General features: G+C 71.0%; 19 protein-coding genes. 11 read left to right on the top strand and 8 right to left on the bottom strand.

Annotated features, from left to right (window positions below; all coding sequences use genetic code 11):
• Positions 1-85: 85 nt before the first annotated feature.
• The 4 genes from ACFWM2_RS17000 (at position 86) to ACFWM2_RS16985 (ending at position 4,062) form a co-directional block, all read left to right on the top strand.
• Positions 86-1,453 (top strand): FtsW/RodA/SpoVE family cell cycle protein, encoded by a 1,368-nt coding sequence (locus ACFWM2_RS17000; RefSeq protein WP_383279562.1) that lies wholly within the window; start codon positions 86-88, stop codon positions 1,451-1,453.
• Complete coding sequence (locus ACFWM2_RS16995; protein ID WP_383279559.1) at positions 1,450-2,907, top strand: penicillin-binding transpeptidase domain-containing protein; 1,458 nt, start codon at positions 1,450-1,452, stop codon at positions 2,905-2,907. Before ACFWM2_RS17000 ends, ACFWM2_RS16995 begins: the two co-directional genes overlap by 4 nt.
• An 80-nt stretch (positions 2,908-2,987) precedes the next feature.
• The gene (locus ACFWM2_RS16990) at positions 2,988-3,524 is read left to right on the top strand and encodes a DUF3291 domain-containing protein (protein WP_383279557.1); all 537 of its coding nucleotides are present in this window, start codon (positions 2,988-2,990) and stop codon (positions 3,522-3,524) included.
• A gap of 160 nt (positions 3,525-3,684) precedes the next feature.
• On the top strand, positions 3,685-4,062 hold the full coding sequence (locus ACFWM2_RS16985; RefSeq protein WP_383279554.1) for a hypothetical protein: 378 nt from the start codon (positions 3,685-3,687) through the stop codon (positions 4,060-4,062).
• 91 nt (positions 4,063-4,153) lie between these two features.
• Here ACFWM2_RS16985 and ACFWM2_RS16980 read toward each other — a convergent pair whose 3' ends face one another.
• A complete protein-coding gene (locus ACFWM2_RS16980) occupies positions 4,154-5,260 on the bottom strand; it encodes a ferritin-like domain-containing protein (RefSeq protein ID WP_383279552.1) in 1,107 nt (368 codons plus the stop codon).
• A 153-nt stretch (positions 5,261-5,413) separates the two neighbouring features.
• On the opposite strand from ACFWM2_RS16980, the gene ACFWM2_RS16975 reads away from it, so the two are divergent.
• The 4 genes from ACFWM2_RS16975 (at position 5,414) to ACFWM2_RS16960 (ending at position 8,766) form a co-directional block, all read left to right on the top strand.
• Complete coding sequence (locus tag ACFWM2_RS16975; protein ID WP_383279549.1) at positions 5,414-6,352, top strand: diiron oxygenase; 939 nt, start codon at positions 5,414-5,416, stop codon at positions 6,350-6,352.
• An 80-nt stretch (positions 6,353-6,432) separates the two neighbouring features.
• A complete protein-coding gene (locus ACFWM2_RS16970) occupies positions 6,433-7,158 on the top strand; it encodes a TetR/AcrR family transcriptional regulator (RefSeq protein ID WP_383279546.1) in 726 nt (241 codons plus the stop codon).
• A gap of 10 nt (positions 7,159-7,168) precedes the next feature.
• Complete coding sequence (locus tag ACFWM2_RS16965; RefSeq protein WP_383279543.1) at positions 7,169-7,492, top strand: hypothetical protein; 324 nt, start codon at positions 7,169-7,171, stop codon at positions 7,490-7,492.
• 104 nt (positions 7,493-7,596) lie between these two features.
• Positions 7,597-8,766: an NlpC/P60 family protein gene (locus ACFWM2_RS16960; RefSeq protein ID WP_383279540.1), complete on the top strand. Its 1,170-nt coding sequence runs from the start codon at positions 7,597-7,599 to the stop codon at positions 8,764-8,766.
• Here ACFWM2_RS16960 and ACFWM2_RS16955 read toward each other — a convergent pair.
• From ACFWM2_RS16955 to ACFWM2_RS16935, 5 genes are read right to left on the bottom strand one after another with little or no spacing between them, the layout of a single operon-like run.
• On the bottom strand, positions 8,730-9,974 hold the full coding sequence (locus tag ACFWM2_RS16955; RefSeq protein WP_383279537.1) for a styrene monooxygenase/indole monooxygenase family protein: 1,245 nt from the start codon (positions 9,972-9,974) through the stop codon (positions 8,730-8,732). The two genes, ACFWM2_RS16960 and ACFWM2_RS16955, sit on opposite strands and share 37 nt — an antisense overlap.
• 33 nt (positions 9,975-10,007) lie before the next feature.
• On the bottom strand, positions 10,008-10,670 hold the full coding sequence (locus ACFWM2_RS16950) for an ATP/GTP-binding protein (protein ID WP_383279534.1): 663 nt from the start codon (positions 10,668-10,670) through the stop codon (positions 10,008-10,010).
• The gene (locus ACFWM2_RS16945; protein WP_383279531.1) at positions 10,651-11,049 is read right to left on the bottom strand and encodes a DUF742 domain-containing protein; all 399 of its coding nucleotides are present in this window, start codon (positions 11,047-11,049) and stop codon (positions 10,651-10,653) included. Before ACFWM2_RS16945 ends, ACFWM2_RS16950 begins: the two co-directional genes overlap by 20 nt.
• Positions 11,046-11,549, bottom strand: a complete 504-nt coding sequence (locus ACFWM2_RS16940; protein WP_383279529.1) for a roadblock/LC7 domain-containing protein — start codon at positions 11,547-11,549, stop codon at positions 11,046-11,048. Before ACFWM2_RS16940 ends, ACFWM2_RS16945 begins: the two co-directional genes overlap by 4 nt.
• The gene (locus tag ACFWM2_RS16935) at positions 11,546-14,674 is read right to left on the bottom strand and encodes a nitrate- and nitrite sensing domain-containing protein (protein WP_383279526.1); all 3,129 of its coding nucleotides are present in this window, start codon (positions 14,672-14,674) and stop codon (positions 11,546-11,548) included. Before ACFWM2_RS16935 ends, ACFWM2_RS16940 begins: the two co-directional genes overlap by 4 nt.
• A 406-nt stretch (positions 14,675-15,080) precedes the next feature.
• Here ACFWM2_RS16935 and ACFWM2_RS16930 point away from each other — a divergent pair, with 406 nt between their 5' ends.
• Positions 15,081-15,869, top strand: coding sequence for a protein phosphatase 2C domain-containing protein (locus ACFWM2_RS16930; protein ID WP_383279523.1), 789 nt, complete (start codon positions 15,081-15,083; stop codon positions 15,867-15,869).
• A 100-nt stretch (positions 15,870-15,969) separates the two neighbouring features.
• On the opposite strand, the gene ACFWM2_RS16925 is transcribed toward ACFWM2_RS16930, so the two are convergent.
• Positions 15,970-16,464 (bottom strand): MarR family winged helix-turn-helix transcriptional regulator, encoded by a 495-nt coding sequence (locus ACFWM2_RS16925; RefSeq protein ID WP_383279520.1) that lies wholly within the window; start codon positions 16,462-16,464, stop codon positions 15,970-15,972.
• A gap of 288 nt (positions 16,465-16,752) precedes the next feature.
• Between ACFWM2_RS16925 and ACFWM2_RS16920 the strand changes: the two genes are divergently transcribed.
• Complete coding sequence (locus ACFWM2_RS16920; protein ID WP_383279517.1) at positions 16,753-17,583, top strand: lysozyme; 831 nt, start codon at positions 16,753-16,755, stop codon at positions 17,581-17,583.
• A 107-nt stretch (positions 17,584-17,690) separates the two neighbouring features.
• Here ACFWM2_RS16920 and lon read toward each other — a convergent pair whose 3' ends face one another.
• On the bottom strand, positions 17,691-20,108 hold the full coding sequence (gene lon / locus ACFWM2_RS16915) for an endopeptidase La (RefSeq protein ID WP_383279514.1): 2,418 nt from the start codon (positions 20,106-20,108) through the stop codon (positions 17,691-17,693).
• 175 nt (positions 20,109-20,283) lie between these two features.
• On the opposite strand from lon, the gene ACFWM2_RS16910 reads away from it, so the two are divergent.
• Positions 20,284-20,961, top strand: a complete 678-nt coding sequence (locus ACFWM2_RS16910; RefSeq protein WP_383279799.1) for a spermidine synthase — start codon at positions 20,284-20,286, stop codon at positions 20,959-20,961.

Below are 20,961 nucleotides of genomic sequence, written 5' to 3'. Positions count from 1 at the left end.
CAGGGCCCCCCGCCAGGTCCACCGCAATGGCCCGATTGTCGCGAAATAACGGGACATCAGGTGTCCTGCTTGCTACGTTCCGGACATGACCAAGGCCGGAACGACCGTGGCGGCGGACCCGACCCCGCCCGCTGTCCGCCTGCCCCGGCGCCGTGGCATCGAGTTCAGCCTCATCGTGGTCGCCGTCCTGCTCTCCGTGTGCGGCTACTGCGCTGTCGGTCTGGCCAAGAACGGCACCGTCCCGCCCGGCGCCGCCGGTTACGGCGCCGGGCTCGGCGTGCTCGCGCTGCTCGCCCATGTCGCCGTGCAGTTCCGGGCGCCGTACGCCGACCCGCTGCTGCTGCCCATCGGTGTCCTGCTCAACGGCCTGGGCCTGGTGCTGATCTACCGGCTCGACCTGGAGACCCCGGACGACCAGGCGGCCCCCACCCAGCTCGTCTGGTCCACGCTCGGCATCGCGTTCTTCATCGCGGTCGTCGTCCTGCTGCGCGACCACCGGGTGCTCCAGCGCTACACGTACGTCTCGGTCGTCGCCGCGCTCGCGCTGCTCACCGTGCCGATCTTCTTCCCGTCCGTGAACGGCGCCCGGATCTGGATCCGGATCGACGGATTCTCCTTCCAGCCGGGCGAGTTCGCGAAGGTGCTGCTCGCGGTCTTCTTCGCCGGCTATCTGGCCGCCAACCGGCACGCCCTCGCGTACTCGGGCCGCCAGATCTGGCGGTTCAGGCGGCTGCAGCTCCCCACCGGACGTGTGCTCGGCCCGATCGTGGCGATCTGGCTGCTGAGCGTGGGCGTCCTGGTCCTGGAGCGCGACCTCGGCACCTCGCTCCTCTTCTTCGGCCTGTTCGTGATCCTGCTGTACGTCGCCACGGGCCGCACCGGCTGGATCGCGGTCGGCCTGCTGCTCGCGGTCGTCGGCGCGGTGGCCGTCGGCCGGCTGGAGCCCCATGTGCACAGCAGGGTCCAGGACTGGTTGCACCCCTTCGCCTCGATCGACGCGGGCCAGGGACCGAACCAACTCGCCCAGTCCCTCTTCGCGTTCGCCGCGGGCGGCATGCTCGGCACCGGCCTCGGGCTCGGGCACTCGATCCTCATCGGCTTCGCCGCCAAGTCCGACTTCATCCTGGCGACCGCGGGCGAGGAGCTGGGCCTGGCGGGCCTCTGCGCGGTCTTCCTCCTGTACGCCCTCCTCGTGGAGCGCGGTTTCCGGGCGGGCCTCGCGCTGCGCGACCCCTTCGGGCGGCTCCTGGCGATCGGTCTCGCCTCGATCGTGGCGCTGCAGGTCTTCGTGATCGCGGGCGGGGTGACCGGTCTGATCCCGCTCACGGGCATGGCGATGCCGTTCCTGGCCCAGGGCGGCTCCTCCGTCGTCACCAACTGGATCATCGTGGCGCTGCTCATCAAGATCAGTGATTCCGCCCGCAGCCAGTACGACGGGACGACGGCGCCATGACCCGGTACATCCGCAGGGCGACCGCACTGTGCGCCGTGCTGCTCGTCGCCCTCCTCGTGAACGCCGCCCGCGTCCAGGTCTTCCAGGCCGGCTCCTACGACGACAACCCCGCCAACCGCCGCGGGACGATCGCCCGTTACGGCCAGCCGCGCGGGAACATCGTCGTCAGCGGCAAGCCGGTCACCGGATCCAAGGACACCGGCGAGCAGCTGCGCTACGAACGGACGTACCGCAACGGGCCGTTGTACGCGCCGGTCACCGGCTTCGCCTCGCAGCTGTACGGGACGAGCCTGCTGGAGAACACGGAGGACGGCGTCCTCGCGGGCACCGACCCGATGCTGGCGCCGCTCCCCCTGTGGAACGACGTCACCCGGGCCCAGAACCCGGGCGGCCGGGTCGTCACCACCATCAACGCGGCCGCGCAGCAGGCGGCGTACGAGGGGCTGGGCTCGCGGCGGGGCGCGGTGGCGGCACTCGAACCTGCCACCGGCAGGATCCTCGCGCTGGTCACCGCTCCGTCGTACGACCCGCAGGCGCTGTCCGGGACGGGCTCGGCGGTCACGGAGGCGTGGTCCCGGCTGAACGGGGACGAAGCGAAGCCGATGCTGAACCGGGCCATCCGGCAGACCTATCCGCCGGGTTCGACGTTCAAGGTGGTGACGGCGGCCGCGGCGCTGGACTCGGGTGTGGTGGCGGATCTCGACGCATCGACGAAGTCACCGGACCCGTACACCCTGCCGGGCACGAACACCCGGCTGACGAACGAGGTCGACGGCTGCGAGAACGCCTCTCTGCGCTACGCCTTCGAGTGGTCCTGCAACACGGTGTTCGCGAAGCTCGGTGTGGACGTCGGACTGCACGACATGACGGACTCGGCGGCGCGCTTCGGCTTCAACGACCGGGGGCTGCGGATTCCGTTCGCCGTCGCGCCGAGCAATTTCGACACCCGGCTGGACAAGGCGCAGCTGGCGCTGTCGTCCATCGGGCAGTTCGACACCCGGGCGACGCCGTTGCAGATGGCGATGATCTCGGCGGCCGTGGCGGGCGGCGGCTCGGTCAAGTCGCCCTATCTGGTGGAGCGGACGACCACGAGGTCCGGTACCACGGTGGCCACGAAGGGGACGAGGACGCTGCATCAGGCGATGCGGCCGTCGACCGCCGTGCAGTTGCGGGAAATGATGACGAACGTGGTGAAGGAGGGGACCGGCGCGAATGCCGCGATCCCCGGGGCGACGGTCGGCGGCAAGACCGGCACCGCCCAGCACGGCATCGGCAACTCCGGTACGCCGTACGCCTGGTTCATCTCCTGGGCCCAGGCGGACGACGCGATGCAGCCCGCGGTGGCGGTCGCGGTGGTGGTGGAGGACGCGTCGGCGCGCCGCGGGGACATCAGCGGCGGCGGGGACGCGGCACCGATCGCCAGGGCGGTGATGGAGGCGGTGCTCGACTCGTGAGGCCCGGGCGGCGCGGGCCGTTGCCCGGTGCCTGAGACGGGGGTGGAGGAATGGGCCCGGACCGACCTAACGTTCCGTGCATGACGGAATCCGCCGCGTCGACGGCCGCGTACGAGCTGGCCCAGGTCAATATCGCCCGCCTCAAGGCCCCTCTGGACTCACCGCAGTTGAAGGACTTCGTGACAGCGCTCGACCCCGTGAACGAGGCCGCGGACAGGTCGGACGGCTTCGTCTGGCGGCTGCAGAGCGACTCGGGCAACGCGACGGACGTCCCGGTCTTCGGGGACGACTGGCTGATCATCAACATGACCACCTGGCGTGACCCGGACGCCCTGACGGCCTTCATGTACCAGGGGCAGCACCGCGAGCTGCTGGCCCGCCGCCGCGAGTGGTTCGAGCAGCTGCGGGAGGCGGTCACCGCCCTGTGGTGGGTGCCGGCGGGGCACCGCCCGACGGTCGCGGAGGCGGAGCAGCGCCTGGTCCATCTGCGCTCGCACGGACCCACTGCGTACGCGTTCACGCTGCGGACGTCGTTCCCGGCGGGGGTGGCCGAGCCGGTGGCCGTCCAGGAGCGGCCCCCGGCCGCGATGACGGCGACCAACGGTCCGGGAATCTGAGGGAATTGCAGGGCCGTATAGCCGATACTTTGTAGCTGCACGGGTGAACCGGCACATTGACCGCGCTGCGGTCGGGATTTGACGACGCGGGCCGTCGAGAATTCGGGGTACGCCCTTCGCGGCGCCCTCAACCGACCCCCCTCAGCGCTAGGCGGAATCGATGAAAATCACGTACCGTATCGCGGCCACTTGTGTTCTCGTCCTGGGATCGTTCGGAATCGGCGGGGAGGCCCTGGCCGCCCCTCAGGACACGACGAACGGTCCCGTGTCGACCTTCTGCAACAACCCGGTCAACCTGAGCCTGGTCGCCTCTCCCGGCGGCAGCGGGCTGCTCGGGGAGGCGCTCGGCAGCCTCGGCCTCGGCGGTCTTGGCCTGGAGGGCACCGGCGGCTCGGGGAGCAGCACGCCGTCCGCGGACGGCACGGCCACCGGCGGCGAGGGCGGCACGGCCAGCACGTCCAGCGACCAGCAGGCGAACTACAACCGCTGTGGCAAGAGCGTGGACGTCGACAAGAGCACCACGGTCACCAACGACTGATCTCCCGGTCCAGGCCCGGCCGGCCCGTGGTGCGGAACAAACCCACGCGCCGGCCGGCGGGGCGTCCGGGCGGGCTCCGCGGGCCGTACGGCTACGATCCAGCGCCCGACTCGATCGCCTCCGTCACCTCCGCGACCCGCTCCTTCTCCTCCGCCGCGAAGCGCTCGGCGTCGAGCTGCTCGGCGATCTCCTCGTCCTGCGCCATGAGGAGATCGAGATTCGAATTTCCCATCTCGAAGACGCCCATGTCCACGTATGCCTGCTGGAGGCGTTTTCCCCACAGTCCGATGTCCTTGACGCAAGGGACAATGCGGCTGAAGAGCAACTGACGGAACAGATGCAGGAATTCGGACCGCTCACTGTATTCCTCCGCCTCGGCCTTGGGGATGCCGAAATTCTCCAGGACCTCGATGCCGCGGAGGCGGTCCCGCATCAAATAGCAGCCCTCGATGACGAATTCCTCCCGCTCGCGGCGTTCGGCGTCGGAGAGCTGTTTGTAGTAGTCGCGCAGGGCCATGCGGCCGAAGGCGACATGGCGGGCCTCGTCCTGCATGACGTAGGCCAGGATCTGCTTGGGCAGCGGCTTGTCCGTGGTGTCGCGGATCATGCCGAAGGCGGCGAGCGCCAGGCCCTCGATGAGCACCTGCATCCCGAGGTACGGCATGTCCCAGCGTGAGTCGCGCAGGGTGTCGCCGAGCAGCGACTGGAGATCGTGGTTGATCGGGTAGACCATCCCGATCTTCTCGTGCAGGAAGCGGGTGTAGATCTCCGCGTGCCGCGCCTCGTCCATGGTCTGGGTGGCCGAGTAGAACTTGGCGTCCAGGTCGGGGACAGACTCCACGATCCGGGCGGCGCAGACCATCGCGCCCTGCTCGCCGTGCAGGAACTGGCTGAACTGCCAGGAGGCGTAGTGCCGGCGCAGCTCGCCCTTGTCCCGGTCGGTCATCTTCGCCCAGTGCGGCGTCCCGTACAGGTTCAGCGCCTCGTCGGGTGTGCCGAGCGGGTCGTAGGGATCGACCTCCAGCTCCCAGTCGATCCGCTTGTTGCCGTCCCACTGCTTGTCCTTGCCCTTCTGGTACAGGGCCAGCAGCCGGTCGCGTCCGTCGTCGTACTCCCAGCTGAAGCGTGCCGCCCCCGAGGCGGGCACCTGCCAGAGGGGGTCTCCCGGGTCCATGGCGTAGAGCTCATGTGTCGGCATACCCCGCAGGCTCACACGAGGTAGACGCGGGGTCAACAAGTCGCGCACGAGGGATTGACGGGCTTGCTGACAAGCAGTCTCATAAGACATGACCGCCGGTAACTCGTAGGTGTCCGGCCCCTGTCCATCCGGTACGACGAGGTGGGAACAGTCATGACGACCGTCACGGACGACGGACTGATCGATGGTCTGCGCGATGCGCTCGGCCTGCTCAAGGACCGGGAGCAGGTGGCCGAGCGCCTGCTCGACTCTTCCGCCAAGCACTCCTTCGACCCGGACAAGGAGCTGGACTGGGACGCTCCGTTCGAGCCGGGCAAGTGGTTCTGGCCGCCGGAGCTGGTGTCGCTGTACGGCACCCCGCTGTGGAAGCGGATGAGCGAGGAACAGCGGATCGCCCTCTCGCAGCACGAGGCCGCGGCGCTCGCCTCGCTCGGGATCTGGTTCGAGATCATCCTGATGCAGCTGCTGGTACGGCACATCTACGACAAGGCGGCGACGAGCGCGCACGTGCGGTACGCGCTCACCGAGATCGAGGACGAGTGCCGGCACTCGAAGATGTTCGCGCGGCTGATCAGCCGGGGCGGAACGCCGTACTACCCGGTCAGCCGGGCCCACCAGAACCTGGGCCGCCTCTTCAAGACCGTCTCCACGACGCCCGGTTCGTTCACGGCCACGCTGCTCGGCGAGGAGGTGCTCGACTGGATGCAGCGGCTGACGTTCCCGGACGAGCGCGTCCAGCCCCTCGTCCGCGGGGTCACCCGCATCCACGTCGTGGAGGAGGCACGCCATGTCCGGTACGCCCGTGAGGAGCTGCGGCGCCAGATGGTGACGGCGCCGCGCTGGTCCCAGGAGTTCACCCGGGTCACCTCGGGCGAGTTCGCCCGGGTCTTCTCGCTCGCGTTCGTGAACCCCGACGTCTATCCGAACGTGGGCCTCGACAGGCGCGAGGCCATCGCCCAGGTGCAGGCCAGCGGTCACCGCCGCGAGGTGATGCAGACCGGCGCGAAGCGGCTGACCGACTTCCTGGACGACATCGGGGTCCTGCGGGGCGTCGGACGACGACTGTGGAGGTCCTCGGGGCTGCTGGCCTGAGCGGACGCGACCGGACGCCGGCGATCAGTCCAGGCCACACCGTCGCCGCCCGGCCGCCGGGCCCGGCTACGCTGCCCGACATGACCTCGCAGGCTTCCACCCCGGCGTACCGGCGGCTCAGTGTCGAGGAGCGGCGCAGTCAGCTGCTCGACGCGGCGCTGTCCCTCTTCGCGCACCGCGCGCCCGAGGAGGTCTCGCTCGACGACGTGGCGGAGGCGGCCGGGGTGTCGCGTCCGCTGGTCTACCGGTACTTCCCGGGCGGCAAGCAGCAGTTGTACGAGGCCGCACTGCGGTCCGCCGCCGAGGAGCTCGAGCAGTGCTTCGCGGAGCCTCCTGAGGGTCCGCTGACCCGACGGCTGTCGCGGGCACTCGACCGGTACCTCGCCTTCGTCGACCAGCACGACGCCGGGTTCAGCGCTCTGCTCCAGGGTGGCAGCGTCGTCGAGACGTCGCGGACCACGGCCATCGTGGACGGGGTCAGGCGAGGGGCCGCCGAGCACATCCTCAGTCATCTGGAGGTGGCCGAGCCCGGCCCGCGCCTGCGCATGACCGTACGGATGTGGATCACGGCCGTCGAGGCCGCCTCGCTCATCTGGCTGGACGAGGACAAGGAACCCCCGCTGGACGAGCTGCGCGACTGGCTCGTCGAGCAGTTCGTGGCGGTGCTCACGGTGAGCGCGGGCCGGGATCCGCAGGCCGCCGCCGTGGTGCGGGCCGCGCTGGCCCTGGAGTCCGCGGACGGTCCCGTGGGCTCGCTGGTCCGGCGAGTGCTGCCCGTGGTCGGCGACGCGGCGCACCTGCTGTGACACTGGAGACGTGAAGAGCCAAGACACCCCCTTCGAGGGCGGCCCCCTGGACGGCCGCGTGCTGCCCGTCCTGCTCGGCCTGACCGGGCACCCGCCGAAGGTCTACCGGGTCCCGGTCCCGGACGCCGCCGGCGGCCCGGCGACCGTCCTCGTCTACCGCCGGGTCCAGGCGAAACAGAGCCGGCTGGGACTGCACCAGGGGTGGAAGTACACGTACGACCCGACAGGCAAGCAGGGCGGCGGCCTGAAATGGCCGTGGTCGAAGCCCGACGGCGAGGAGGGCACCGTGCACGGCGCCACGCCGACCGGCAAGCCGGACGACGCCGACGAGTGACCTGGTTGGGCCGAAGGGCCCACCTTCCGCGCGCGGACCGCGCGCAGGCATCTGATCCTCACGGTGCGGGACGGAAAGACCGTCCTCGCTCCGGAGGTGATGACGTGTCAGGAAGGCTTCTGCGTCTGGTCTGTACGGCGGCGGTGACGGCCGGTGCGCTGCTCGTGCCCGCGCCCGCCCTGGCCGTACCGGATCCCGACGCCGACTCGCCCGCGGCCCTCGGTGCGCCCGGCGGCCGGTCCGTCGCCGAACTGCTGACGGAGCTTCAGAAGCTGTACCGGGGGGCCGAACAGGCCACCGAGACGTACAACGCGACCGAGGAACTGCTGAAGAAGCAGCGGACCGAGGTCGCCAAGCTGGACGGGGAGCTCGCCAAGGCGCGGCTGTCCCTGCACGACAGCCGGGGCGCCGCCGGCCGGCTGGCCCGGCAGCAGTACCAGAACAGCAGCGAGATCTCCCCGTACGTGCGGCTGCTGCTCGCCCGCGATCCGCAGCACGCGCTCGACGAGGGGCATGTGATCGGGCAGGTGGCCCAGGAGCGGGCCGAGACCGTGGGCCGGCTGGCCGGCAACGAGCGGACGACCGACCGGCTCGCGCGCGCGGCACGCAAGGCACTGGACGGCCGGCTCGTCCTCGCCGCACGGCAGAAGAAGGACCGCGACGCCGTGCGCGAACGGCTGAAGGAGGTCGAGGAGCTGCTCGCCTCGCTCACCGCCGACCAGCTGACCAGGCTGGCCGAGCTGGAGAAGACGGGGACGGCGAAGGCCCAGAAGCGGTTCATGGCCTCCGGCGCGCTCAGCAGCCGGCGCACCCCGTCACAGGAGGGCGGCAAGGCGCTGCGGTATGCCGTACGGCAGCTCGGCAAGCCCTACGAATGGGGTGCCGAGGGCCCGAAGTCGTACGACTGCTCGGGGCTGACCTCGCAGGCGTGGGAGCACGCCGGGCGGCCCATCCCCCGCACCAGCCAGGAGCAGTGGGCACGGCTGCCGCGGATCCCGCTGAGCAAGCTGCGCCCCGGGGATCTGGTGATCTACTTCCCCGAGGCCACGCATGTCGCCCTGTATCTGGGCGACGGGATGGTGGTGCAGGCGCCGCGGCCCGGCGCGCACATCAAGGTGTCGCCGATCGCGGCCAATCCCGTGCTGGGCGCGGTCCGGCCGGACCCGGCCGGGAAGCCCCTGCGGCGGTACGCGCCGCCGAGGCTCCCGCGGGCGGCCGCGGACGGATCCGACGAGGGCTACGCCTTGACCGAACCCGCCACGGACCCGAGGTAGGCCTCGGTCTTCGCCGGCTCGTAGAAGAAGTTCTCAAAGTCCGCCGGGTCGTTGAAGCCGTTGGCGAACCGGTCGGCGACCGGCTGGAGTTCACCGGCGGCGCCGATCAGGTTCAGGACGTGCTCCGGCGGCACGCCGAGCATCGCGTTGGTCCACTTGGTGACGTGCTGGGCGGTGTCCCAGTAGCGGTCGAAGGCCGACCGCATCCACGTCTCGTCGAAGGGCTTGTCGCCCTGCTCCAGGATCGAGGCGAGGTACGAAGCGGCGCACTTGGCGGCCGAGTTGGAGCCCTGGCCGGTGATCGGGTCGTTCGCCACGACCACGTCCGCCACACCCAGGACGAGACCGCCGCCGGGCAGCCGGCCGATCGGGTTGCGGACGGTGGGGGCGTACCGGCCGGACAACGTGCCGTTCGCGTCGGTCAGTTCGACCTTGGTGGCCCGCGCGTACTCCCAGGGCGTGAACCGCTCCATGAGTTCCAGGGTCAGGGAGAGGTGCTCGGCCGGGTCCTTGACGCCCCGGAAGACGTCCAGCGGGCCGCCGGGTATGCCCTCCCAGAACAGGATGTCCGCGCGGCCCGAGGTGGTGAGGGTCGGCATGATGAACAGCTCGCCGACACCGGGGACCAGGTTGCAGCGGACCGCGTCGTACTCGGGGTGCTCGGGGCGCGGGCCCAGTCCGTGGACGTAGGAGACGGCCAGCGCGCGCTGCGGCTCGGCGTACGGGGAGCGCGCGGCGTCCCGGCCGAACATGGAGACCAGCTCGCCCTTGCCGGCCGAGACGAGCACGAGGTCGTACGTACGGGCGAAGTAGTCGAGGTCGGAGACCGCGGCGCCGTGGATGACGAGCTGGCCGCCGCGCTGGGCGAACGTCTCCATCCAGCCGGCCATCTTCACCCGCTGGTCCACGGACTGGGCGTACCCGTCGAGCTTGCCGACCCAGTCGATCACGCGCTGGGACTCCGGACCGGCGACCGAGACGCCGAGCCCTTCGATCTTCGGGGCCTGGGACTCCCAGAAGTTCAGCTGGAGATCGCGCTCGTGCTGGAGTGCCGTGTCGAACATGCACTGCGTCGACATGACCCGGCCGGACCGGATCTCGTCCGCCGTCCGGTTGGACATCAGGGTGACCTCGTACCCGTGCGACTGGAGGCCGAGGGCGAGCTGGAGTCCGGACTGACCGGCTCCGACGACGAGTATCTTCCGCATGCGGGTCCCTAACTGTGCGGCGGTGCGTAGGCGTTATTCGGGGCTGACGTCGAGGGCGTGGCCGACCAGGGCCAGCAGGGTCTCCACGACGGAGATCCGGCGCCGAGCGTCCATGATCATGACAGGTATGTGTGCGGGCACCGTGAGGGCCTCACGCACGTCGTCCGGCTCGAACCGCTCGCTGCCGTCGAAGTGGTTGACCGCGACCACGTACGGCAGTCCGCAGCTCTCGAAGTAGTCGAGCGCCGGGAAGCAGTCGGACAGCCGGCGGGTGTCCGCCAGGACCACCGCGCCGATCGCCCCGCGCACCAGGTCGTCCCACATGAACCAGAACCGCTGCTGGCCCGGTGTGCCGAAGAGATAGAGCACCAGGTCGTCGTCGAGCGTGATGCGCCCGAAGTCCATGGCCACCGTGGTGGTCAGCTTCTGCGGCGTGGCGCTGAGGTCGTCGGTGTCCTCGCTGGCCCGGGTCATCAGCGCCTCCGTCTGGAGGGGCGTGATCTCGGAGACCGCGGTGACGAGGGTGGTCTTGCCGACGCCGAAGCCGCCCGCCACCACGATCTTCGTGGCGATCGGGGCGCGCGTCCGGTCCGTCTGCCAGGCCTTCAACTCCTCGTCGGGTTCGATGAGTCGAGCGACGTCGGGGGTGACGTCCGGGGAGACACCAGTGGTGGCGTCAGAGACGACGGAGTCCACTCAGCACCCTTTCCAGCAGAGCGCGGTCCGGCTGTCCCGGGCCGTGACCGGTTCCGTACACACGGATCTTTCCCTGGTCCGCCAGGTCGCTGAGCAGGACGCGGACCACGCCGAGCGGCATCTTCAGCAGCGCGGCGATCTCGGCCACCGTGCGCATCCGGCGGCAGAGTTCGACGATGGCCCGCATCTCGGGCATCACCCGGGTTTCGAGCGAGCCGTTGGTCAACTCCCGGCGCTCCTCGGGGGCTTCGAGCGCCGCCACGAACGTCTCGACGAGCAGCACGTGCCCGAAGCGGGTGCGGCCGCCGGTGAGCGAATAGGGGCGTACACGGGCGGGTTTGCGGTCGCCGCCGCGGACCGGAAGCCTGGGCGTACTCATCGGGCACTCCCCGTCGACTCGGTCTCCAGGGATTTTCGGAGTTCACTGCGCAGTTCGGGGGTCAGCACATGTCCGGCGCGGCCGACGAAGAGCGCCATGTGGTACGCCACCACGCTCATGTCGCAGTCCGGGGAGCCGTGCACACCGAGCAGGGAGCCGTCGCTGATCGACATGACGAAGAGGCTGCCCTCTTCCATCGCGACCATCGTCTGCTTGACGCCTCCGCCGTCCATCAGCTTGGCAGCGCCGAGGGTGAGGCTGCCGATGCCGGAGACGACGGTGGCCAGGTCGGCCGACGATCCCTTGGGACCGGTCGGGCGGTCGACCGGGGCCGTCCGGGCCTGCGCGTTCCTGCCGGGGTCGGAGGAGATCAGCAGCAGGCCGTCGGAGGAGACCACCGCGACCGACAGCAGGCCCGGCACCTCCTCGACGAGATTCGTCAACAACCAGTGCAGATTGCGGGCTTCACTGCTCAGTCCGAAGGTACTGGACGCGGTCAACTGCTTGCCTCCTCGACTGTGCCCCCCGTGACTGGTACGTCTGCTGCCGTGGACACGGCGTCCGTCTCGGGCGCCCTGGTCCCCGACGTCTCTTCGGCGATCTCCGCCTCGACGTCGCGGCGGCCGTCCTGTGCGCCGCGGTGGAACCCGCCGAGCCTGCGGCGCAGGGCTTCGGCGTCCACGCCACCGGCGCGTGGCTTCGGGGCCGGCGCGGGTGCCGAGATCTTCGGCGTGCGCTTGGGCAGACCCTTGGCGGTGATCCGCTCCGGCTCGTCCTCGACACGGTCGTGGGTGTCGGGGCCGATGGCGTAGGGATCGGTGGTGGTCTGGGCGGGAAGGCCGACGCCCGTGGGGGGCTCGGGTTCGGCCTGCGGAGCGGGCTCGGCGTCGGGTTCCGCTTCGCCATCGGGAGCCGTCTCGGCGCCGGCGGCGTCGGGGTCGTCCGACGGCGGCTCCGGGGCCAGGAGCTCCATGGTGGTCTCGGAGGGCGTCTCGAACGCGGGGACGGTGCCCTCGCATACGGCCTCTTCGCCCGGGCCCGCGGTTGCGGCGACGGGCTCGTGCGGGTCCGGATCGGCGGCGGGCGCGCGCACGTCGTCCGCGGCGAAGGATGGTTCGCGTACGTCCTCCGCGGGGGTGGCGCGCTCGTCGTCCGCGGGGACGGCGCGCTCGTCATCGGCGGGGACAGCGCGCTCGCGGGCGTCCGGGGCGGCCGGCTCGCGGCGCTCCTGGGCGGTCGGCTCTCGGCCCTCCGGGACGGCGGTCGGCTCGCGCCGCTCCGGGGCGGCGGCCGGCTCGCGTACGGCGTCCTCGTGCGCGCCCCGCTCCCGTACCGCCTGCTCGGCGGCCGCGATCAGCGGGTCCGCGTCGACGGCGCCGTCAGCCGGGGCCGGGGAGTCGCCGGAAGCGGCCGGTTCCGGCGCGGCCACCGTCGAACGGCCGTGCAGGACATTGGAGTTGGCCTCGGCGTCCACTCCCGGCAGGGACAGCGCGGGCGCGCCCCCGACGACGGGCGTGGCCACCGGCCCGGCGACACCGGGCGCGGCGGCGAGCAGTCCCTTGGGCAGTACGACGACCGCGGCGACCCCGCCCTGCTTCTGCTCGCGCAGCCGCACCCGTACGCCGTGCCGGTGGGCGAGGCGGGCCACCACGTACAGGCCGAGCCCGAGCCCGTCGCCGCTCTCCTCGTCGTACGTGTCCTCCGGATCGAAGCCGGCGAGCCGGGTGTTGAGCTGGTCCATCCGCTCGGCGGTCATGCCGATGCCCTCGTCCTGCACGGAGAGCATCACCTCGCCGCTCTCCAGGAGCCACCCGGAGACCTCGACGGTCATGTCGGGCGGCGAGAACGAGGTCGCGTTCTCCAGCAGTTCGGCCACCAGGTGGCTCAGGTCGTCGGCGGCGAACCCGGCGAGGTGCGCGTGCGGCGGCAGCGCGGAGATCCGGACCCGCTCGTACCGCTCGATCTCGCTGACCGCGGCGCGGACGACGTCGACGAGCGGGACCGGGCCCGCGTGCTGCTGGATGTGTTCGGCGCCGGCGAGGACCAGGAGGTTCTCGCTGTGCCGGCGCATCACGGTGGCGAAGTGGTCGAGCTTGAAGAGGGTGGAGAGGCGGTCCGGGTCCTGCTCGCGCTCTTCGAGGTGCTCGATGACGGCCAGTTGCCGCTCGACGAGACCGAGGGTGCGCAGCGCCAGGTTGACGAAGGTGCCGTGGATGCTGTGCCGCACCTGCTCCAGGTGGCCGGCGGCCGCGGCGAGTTCGGCGCGCAGCCGGTCCCGCTCGTCGGCCATCGTCTGCCGTTTGCCTATGAGGTGCTTGCGGTCGGTCTCGAGGGTCGTCAACCGCTCGTGGAGCGCGGCGGCATGCGCGTGCAGGGTGTTGACGGAGCGCACGACCTGGGCGAACTCGTCGTTGCGGCCGGTGAACTTGACCGGCTCCTGCGCGGCCGGGTCGCCGGCGAGCCGGGCCGAGCCGATGCGCAGCACGACCAGCGGGCGGGTCAGGGTGCGGGCCATGGCCGTGGCGACGCCGAGGGCGACGAGCAGCAGCCCGCCGAGGAGGGCGACGCGGAGCTCCAGCGCGGTGACGTCGTCGTCGCGCAGCTGCGCGAGGTCCTTGGTGCGGCGGTCGTTGAGCGAGGCCTCGGCGCCGCGCATCAGCTCGACGCGGGCGGACAGGGCCGCGTCCAGCTTCTTGGTGCTGGTGCCGAGCTCGGCGTCGGAGAGCGTCGGCTGGTCGGTGAGGGTGGCGAGGTACTTGTCCGCGTCGGCGACGTCGGGCCCGTTGACCGTGGAGTCGTACGAGGCGCGGGCGGTCTTCGGTGCGGTCTCGCGGAAGCCGGAGAGGGCGGCGTCGGAACGGAGCCGGGCCTGCTGGGCGGCGGAACTTATTGCGTTGCGCTGCTTGGTGTCGGTGTCCGACGAGCTGCTCGTGGTGGTCGGCAGACCGGTGGCCGGGTCGATGGCGGTCTGGGTGGACCGCGGGACGCTGAGGGCCGCGAGAAGCAGTCCGCGGGTGGCGGCGGCCTGCTGGACGGCGGTGTCGAGCTCGGCCTGGGCGTATGCGCCGGAGCCCGCGCGGGGCGGCAGCCGCTCGGCGAGTTCCTCGGCGAGATTGTGGAGTTCGGTGATGGCGAGGGAGTACGCCTGGTGCGCTTCGAGAGCACTGCTCTTGCCGGTGAGCGCCGCTCTGCGTACGGCGGCGATGGAGTCGAGGTCCTTGCGGAGCGCGGCCGGGGCGTCGGTGTCGGCCCGCAACTCCTCAACCTGGCGGTCCACTCGGGCGCTGCGCTGCTCGGAGGGCGCCTTCGTCCTGGGCCGGCCGGCGGCGATGTACGAGGTGACCTCGTCCCGTTCGTCCGCCAGGGAGTGGGCGAGGGTGAGCGCCTCCTGCGTCTCCCGCGCCAGCGTCACCAGATCCTGGGAGTCACTGAGTTGTCCGGAGGCGGCGAGGACGCTCGGCGCGCCCGCGCCGGCGACGGCGGCCGCCACGACGGCCACGGCGACGATGAGCCGGTTGCGTACGTGGGCGGGGCGACCCCTGCCCGCGGAGCCTGCGGCGTCGCCGGTGGCTCCCCCTGTGGAGGCCGTCTGCTTGCCTGTGCGCCGAGGCCGTATTTTCTGCACCGGTGCTCGCATTCCTGACTCGTGTACCCATGGGCCCGGGTGACGTTCCGTCAACTGAGGCGTCCGGCCTCCCCCAAGCTCCGACTTCGCTCCATCAGGGGGGACCCCCATCGGCTCCCGACCCTCCCAGTGCCGGTGGGCAGTGGTCCCGCATCGTCCGAGCCGCCACCCGAAGGAGTGAACATCGGCAGGGAGTTGGCGGGCAAGTTCCTCCGGCGTGTGCCACCGGCCTGCTCGGCGGGCCGGTTGGACGTCGGCGACGCGCTTTGGCAGTATTCGCCGCCACGCCTCACCGGAGTCGATCATTCCATGCCAAACCCGGCGCCCGGCGTCCCGGTCCGCAACCATCCGGCAACCGATGCCGACCTCTCGTGGATCTTGTGAAGGCCTCGTGCAGACTGGCTGGATGCGTACGGAACTCGTCACCGAGCCCAGCGACCGCAACCGCCCCAATGAGGACTTCACCTCGGTCGCGCTTCCGGCCTCAGGACTGGGCGGTGCACTGGTCGTGCTGGACGGGGTGACTCCCCCGAAGGGCGACGACGGCTGCGTGCACGGGGTGCCCTGGTTCGCGACGCGCCTGGGCGGGACACTGACCGAACTGTCGGTTTCCCTACCGGATGTGACGCTGACCGAGGTGCTCGCGCGGGCCATTCGCCGCACGGCCGACGCCCATGCCGACACCTGTGACCTTTCTCACCCGCGTACACCGCAGGCAACCGTGGTCCTCGTCCGCTGGTCCGCCGACACGGTCGAGTACCTGGTCCTCTCGGACTCCGCACTGCTGCTGCTGTCCCCTCCGGGCGTGGTCACGCCGGTGCTGGACGACCGGCTCTCCCGTGTCCCGCGCACCTCGCTGGCCTCGGACGCGATCGCCGACGCGACGGTCCGCAACAAGGAGGGCGGCTTCTTCACGGCGGCGGCGGACCCCTCGGTCGCGGGGCGTGCGGTGACCGGCACGGCAGCCCGCGCGGAGGTGCGCGCGCTGGCCGCCCTGACGGACGGGGCGACCCGCTGGACGGAGAAGTTCCACGAGGGCGACTGGACCGACCTCTTCACCGTCGTACGCAAGGAGGGCGCCCGCGCCCTCGTCGACCGCGTACGCGAACTGGAGGCGGCGGACGCCCAGGAGCGGACCCACTTGCGCCGCAGCAAGACCCACGACGACGCGACGGTGGCGTACGTGGAGCTCTAGCTCCACGCGCGGTCGGTGGTGGCGCCGGGACCGCGAGCCGTCGTCAGCGGTCTCGCGGGGAGGCTCCGGTTCCAGCCACCCCGCGATCGCCACCGGGGGCCTAGCTGCCCTCTCCCCCGCGGTTCAACTGGTGCAGCAACCGGGCCAGTTCGGCGACCTCGCGCGGGTCCCAGCCCGAGAGCTGGCTGACGTAGCGTGCCCGGCGGGCCTCCCGCACGGCGGTGAAGCGCGCCCGTCCCTCCTCCGTGAGGTGGACCAGCCAGGCGCGGCCGTCGGCCGGGTCGGGTTCGCGGGCGACGAGACCGAGGTCTTCGAGGGCGCGCAACTGACGGGACATGGTGGCCTTGCCGACGCCGATGTAGGCGGCGAGCTCGGTGGCCCGCTGACGCCCGCACTCCTCCAGCCGGTAGAGCAACCCGTAGGCGGAGGACTCCAGGTCGGGGTGGACCTCGCGGGCCATCTCGCCGGAGGAGGCGCGAGCACGCCGCAGGAACACGGTCAACGCGCGTTCCAGCGACAGGAACTCCTGGTTCACACCACTCCCCGCCGCCGTGACTTCGCCACGTCGCCCCTCGCCGTTTGCGCCCTCGTGCACGTCAGCACCCCTGACCCGGTTTCCCGATCCTGAAAGTTTCCGCCACAAGTGGCCATTGCCGCAGCTCCGCCAGTATTTCGCAGGAGTAGACCAACGGCAGCCTCCGGGCCCTCTTCCCACCCGGTCTTCTACGTGCGTAGCTTCTTTACCAAGCAATTACCGGCATCGCCACGCCACCGACGGGTCGACGAGGACCTGTCGCCCGAGCGCGTGCGCCGGCCGTCGGCTTTCTCCGCAGTCCCCCCACCGAGCATCACCGCGCACCACCGAGCCCTTCGGAGGCACGCCATGCCCGTGCACAGATCCGGAACCATCCGCCCCGGGCGCTGCACCAAGCGGCTCCCCACGGTCGGGATCCTGCTCGCCGCGCTCTCCCTTCTGTTCACCCTGCCGGCCCAGGCCGCCGACACCCCCGCCCGCGGCTCCGCCCACATGGGCATGGGCGTCGCGGCCCACGACGGGCAGGGCGGTACGCCGTCCACCGGTGACGCCACGCAGACGGAGGGCGTGGACGTCAGCAGCCACCAGGGCAACGTCGCCTGGTCGACCCTGTGGAGCAGCGGGGTCAAGTGGGCCTACTCGAAGGCGACGGAGGGGACGTACTACACGAACCCCTACTTCGCCCAGCAGTACAACGGCTCGTACGACGTCGGCATGATCCGCGGCGCGTACCACTTCGCGACCCCCGACACCACGACCGGCGCCACCCAGGCCAACTACTTCGTGGACCACGGCGGCGGCTGGTCGAGGGACGGCAGGACGCTGCCGGGTGCGCTCGACATCGAGTGGAACCCGTACGGCGCGGCCTGCTACGGCAAGACGCAGAGCGCGATGGTCACCTGGATCCGTGACTTCCTCAACCAGTACAAGGCGCGCACCGGCCGGGACGCCGTCATCTACACGGCCACCACCTGGTGGACCCAGTGCACCGGCAACTCCAGCGCCTTCGCGGCCACCAACCCGCTGTGGATCGCCCGCTACGCCACCGACCCGGGCACGCTGCCCGCGGGCTGGGGCTTCTACACGATGTGGCAGTACACGTCGTCGGGTCCGACGGTCGGCGACCACAACAAGTTCAACGGTGCCCTCGACCGCGTGGTGGCACTGGCGAACGGCTGACCGGCCGGGCCCCGAGGCGACCACGGCGGACGGGCCCGTCGGCAACGTGACATGGGAAGGCCCGGGTCCCTCATGGGGCCCGGGCCTTCCGCTACCGGCAGCGTCCGTCACGCCGCTACCGGAACCTCCGCACTCGCTCCGTTCGTCGCCGGGACGAGGGCCAGTTCGAGGACCTGGCGAACGTCCGTGACGGCGTGGACGTCGAGCTTCTCCAGGACCTCGGCCGGGACGTCGTCCAGGTCGGGTTCGTTGCGCTTGGGGATGATGACGGTGGTGACGCCGGCCCGGTGCGCGGCGAGCAGCTTCTGCTTCACACCGCCGATGGGCAGGACCCGGCCGGTCAGGGAGACCTCACCGGTCATCGCCACGTCCGTACGGACCAGGCGGCCGCTGAGCAGCGACGCCAGTGCCGTCGTCATCGTGACACCCGCGCTCGGTCCGTCCTTCGGGACCGCGCCCGCCGGGAAGTGGATGTGCACACCCCGGTCCTTGAGGTCACCGACCGGCAGCTCCAGCTCGGCGCCGCGCGAACGCAGGAAGGAGAGCGCGATCTGTGCCGACTCCTTCATCACGTCACCCAGCTGACCGGTCAGGGTCAGACCCGCCGCGCCCGTCTCCGGGTCGGCCAGCGACGCCTCGACGAAGAGGACGTCACCACCCGCGCCGGTGACCGCGAGCCCGGTGGCGACACCGGGCACCGCCGTACGGCGCTCCGCCGGGTCCTGGGCGGACTCGGGCACGTGGTGCGGCCGTCCGACGAGCCCGCGCAGGTCGGCGTCGGTCACCGTGAACGGCAGCTTCCGCTCGCCCAGTTCGTGCTCGGCCGCGACCTTGCGCAGCAGCCGCGCGACGGCCCGCTCCAGGTTCCGTACACCGGCTTCCCGGGTGTACTCGCCCGCGAGCTTGCGCAGCGCGCTCTCGTCCAGCGCGACCTCGTCCTTCTCCAGACCGGCCCGCTCCAGCTGGCGCGGGAGCAGGTGGTCGCGGGCGATGACGACCTTCTCGTCCTCGGTGTAGCCGTCGAGGCGGACCAGCTCCATACGGTCGAGCAGGGCCTCCGGGATGGCTTCCAGGACGTTCGCCGTTGCGAGGAACACGACGTCGGAGAGGTCGAGTTCGACCTCCAGGTAGTGGTCGCGGAAGGTGTGGTTCTGCGCGGGGTCGAGGACTTCGAGCAGCGCCGCGGCCGGGTCGCCCCGGAAGTCGGAGCCGACCTTGTCGATCTCGTCCAGCAGGACCACCGGGTTCATGGACCCGGCCTCCTTGATGGCACGGACGATCCGGCCGGGCAGCGCGCCGACGTACGTACGCCGGTGGCCGCGGATCTCGGCCTCGTCCCGCACGCCGCCGAGGGCGACGCGGACGAACTTGCGGCCCATGGCGTGCGCGACGGACTCACCGAGCGAGGTCTTGCCGACGCCGGGCGGGCCGACGAGCGCGAGCACGGCGCCCCCGCGTCGCCCGCCGACGACACCCAGGCCCCGGTCGGCGCGTCGCTTGCGCACCGCCAGGTATTCGGTGATCCGCTCCTTCACGTCCGCCAGGCCGGAGTGCTCGGCGTCCAGCACCCGCTGGGCGCCCCTGATGTCGTACTCGTCCTCCGTGCGTTCGTTCCACGGGAGTTCGAGCACGGTGTCGAGCCAGGTGCGGATCCAGGAGCCCTCGGGCGACTGGTCGCTCGCGCGCTCCAGCTTCTCGACCTCCTTGAGAGCGGCCTCGCGGACCTTCTCGGGGAGATCGGCGGCCTCGACGCGCGTGCGGTAGTCGTCGGACTCCTCGCCGTCCGCGGAATCGCCGTTCAGCTCGCGCAGTTCCTTGCGGACGGCTTCGAGCTGCCGGCGCAGCAAGAACTCGCGCTGCTGCTTGTCCACGCCTTCCTGTACGTCCTTGGCGATGGACTCGGCGACATCCTGCTCGGCGAGGTGCTCACGGAGCTGTTCGGTGGCGAGCTTCAGCCGGGCGACCGGGTCGGCCGTCTCCAGCAGGGCCACCTTCTGGTCAGTGGTCAGGAACGGTGAGTAACCGGAATTGTCGGCAAGGGCGGAAACATCGTCAATGGCCTGTACGCGGTCCACGACCTGCCAGGCGCCGCGCTTGCGCAGCCAGCTGGTGGCCAGGGCCTTGTACTCCTTGACCAGGTCGGTGACCTGGCCGGGCAGGGGGTCGGGCACGGTCTCCTCGACCCGGGTGCCCTCCACCCACAGTGCGGCACCGGGACCGGTGGTCCCCGCGCCGATCTTCACGCGCCCACGGCCGCGGATCAGCGCGCCCGGGTCGCCGTCGGCCAGCCGGCCGACCTGCTCGACGGTGCCGAGCACACCGGTGCTCGGGTACGCCCCGTCGATGCGTGGCACCAGCAGCACCTTCGGCTTGCCGGGCTCCGAGCGGGCGGCGGCCTGGGCAGCCTCCACCGCGGCGCGGACGTCGGCGTCGTTCAGGTCCAGCGGAACCACCATCCCGGGCAGCACGACCTCGTCGTCGAGCGGCAGCACGGGCAGGGTGAGCGGTGTGGACGTCGAAGCCATGATCTCCCCTTCGGCAGTCAAGTTGAGCTATGTCGACTCAATGCACGTGAGCCCTTGAATGTTCCCGGGGGACTGTTCGCTGTGAGCGATCACCCCTGTCGACGTCCGCGACCGGGGCCGTATCGCCCGGCGGATTCCGCCCGCCCGTCCGCATCGCGGTGCCAGGATGAGCGCCATGACTGCCTCGTACGACATCCCCGTGGTCATCGATCGCCGGGAAGGCCCGTACGGCGAGGTCGTGCTGCGGCGCCACGGCGCACTGCTGCAGATCATCGCCAACGGGTGCTTCCTGATGGACACCTCCGACGGCCGCTCGGAGCGACTGCTGATCGACGCGGCCCGCGACGCCCTGGACGGCCGGGCGCGGCCGAGCGTGCTGATCGGCGGCCTCGGCGTCGGCTTCTCCCTCGCGCACGCCGCCGCCGACGACCGCTGGGGACGCATCACGGTCGTGGAACGGGAGCCGGCGATCATCGACTGGCACCGCGAAGGACCGCTGTCCGCCCTCTCCGCCCCCGCGCTCGCCGACCCCCGGACGGAGATCGTCGAGGCGGATCTGGTCGCCTACGTCAATGAGACTTCCGCCACGTACGACGCGCTCTGCCTGGACATCGACAACGGACCCGGCTGGACGGTCACGGAGGGCAACGGAGGCCTCTATTCACGGGCCGGACTGACCGGCTGCGCAAGGCTGTTGAGGCCCGGCGGAGTGCTCGCGGTGTGGTCTGCGCAGCCCTCTCCGGAATTTGAAGGAACCTTGCGGAATGCCGGTTTCCAACGGGTGCGTACCGAAGAGATCCCGGTTGCCCGGGGCGTTCCGGACGTCGTGCATCTTGCGGTCAGGGCTGGATAG

The organism is Streptomyces sp. NPDC058371 (assembly GCF_042723265.1).
In the GTDB taxonomy this organism is placed as follows: domain Bacteria; phylum Actinomycetota; class Actinomycetes; order Streptomycetales; family Streptomycetaceae; genus Streptomyces.
The sequence above is the reverse complement of the archived record's forward strand: the minus strand, read 5'-3'. Positions and strand labels throughout refer to the sequence as shown.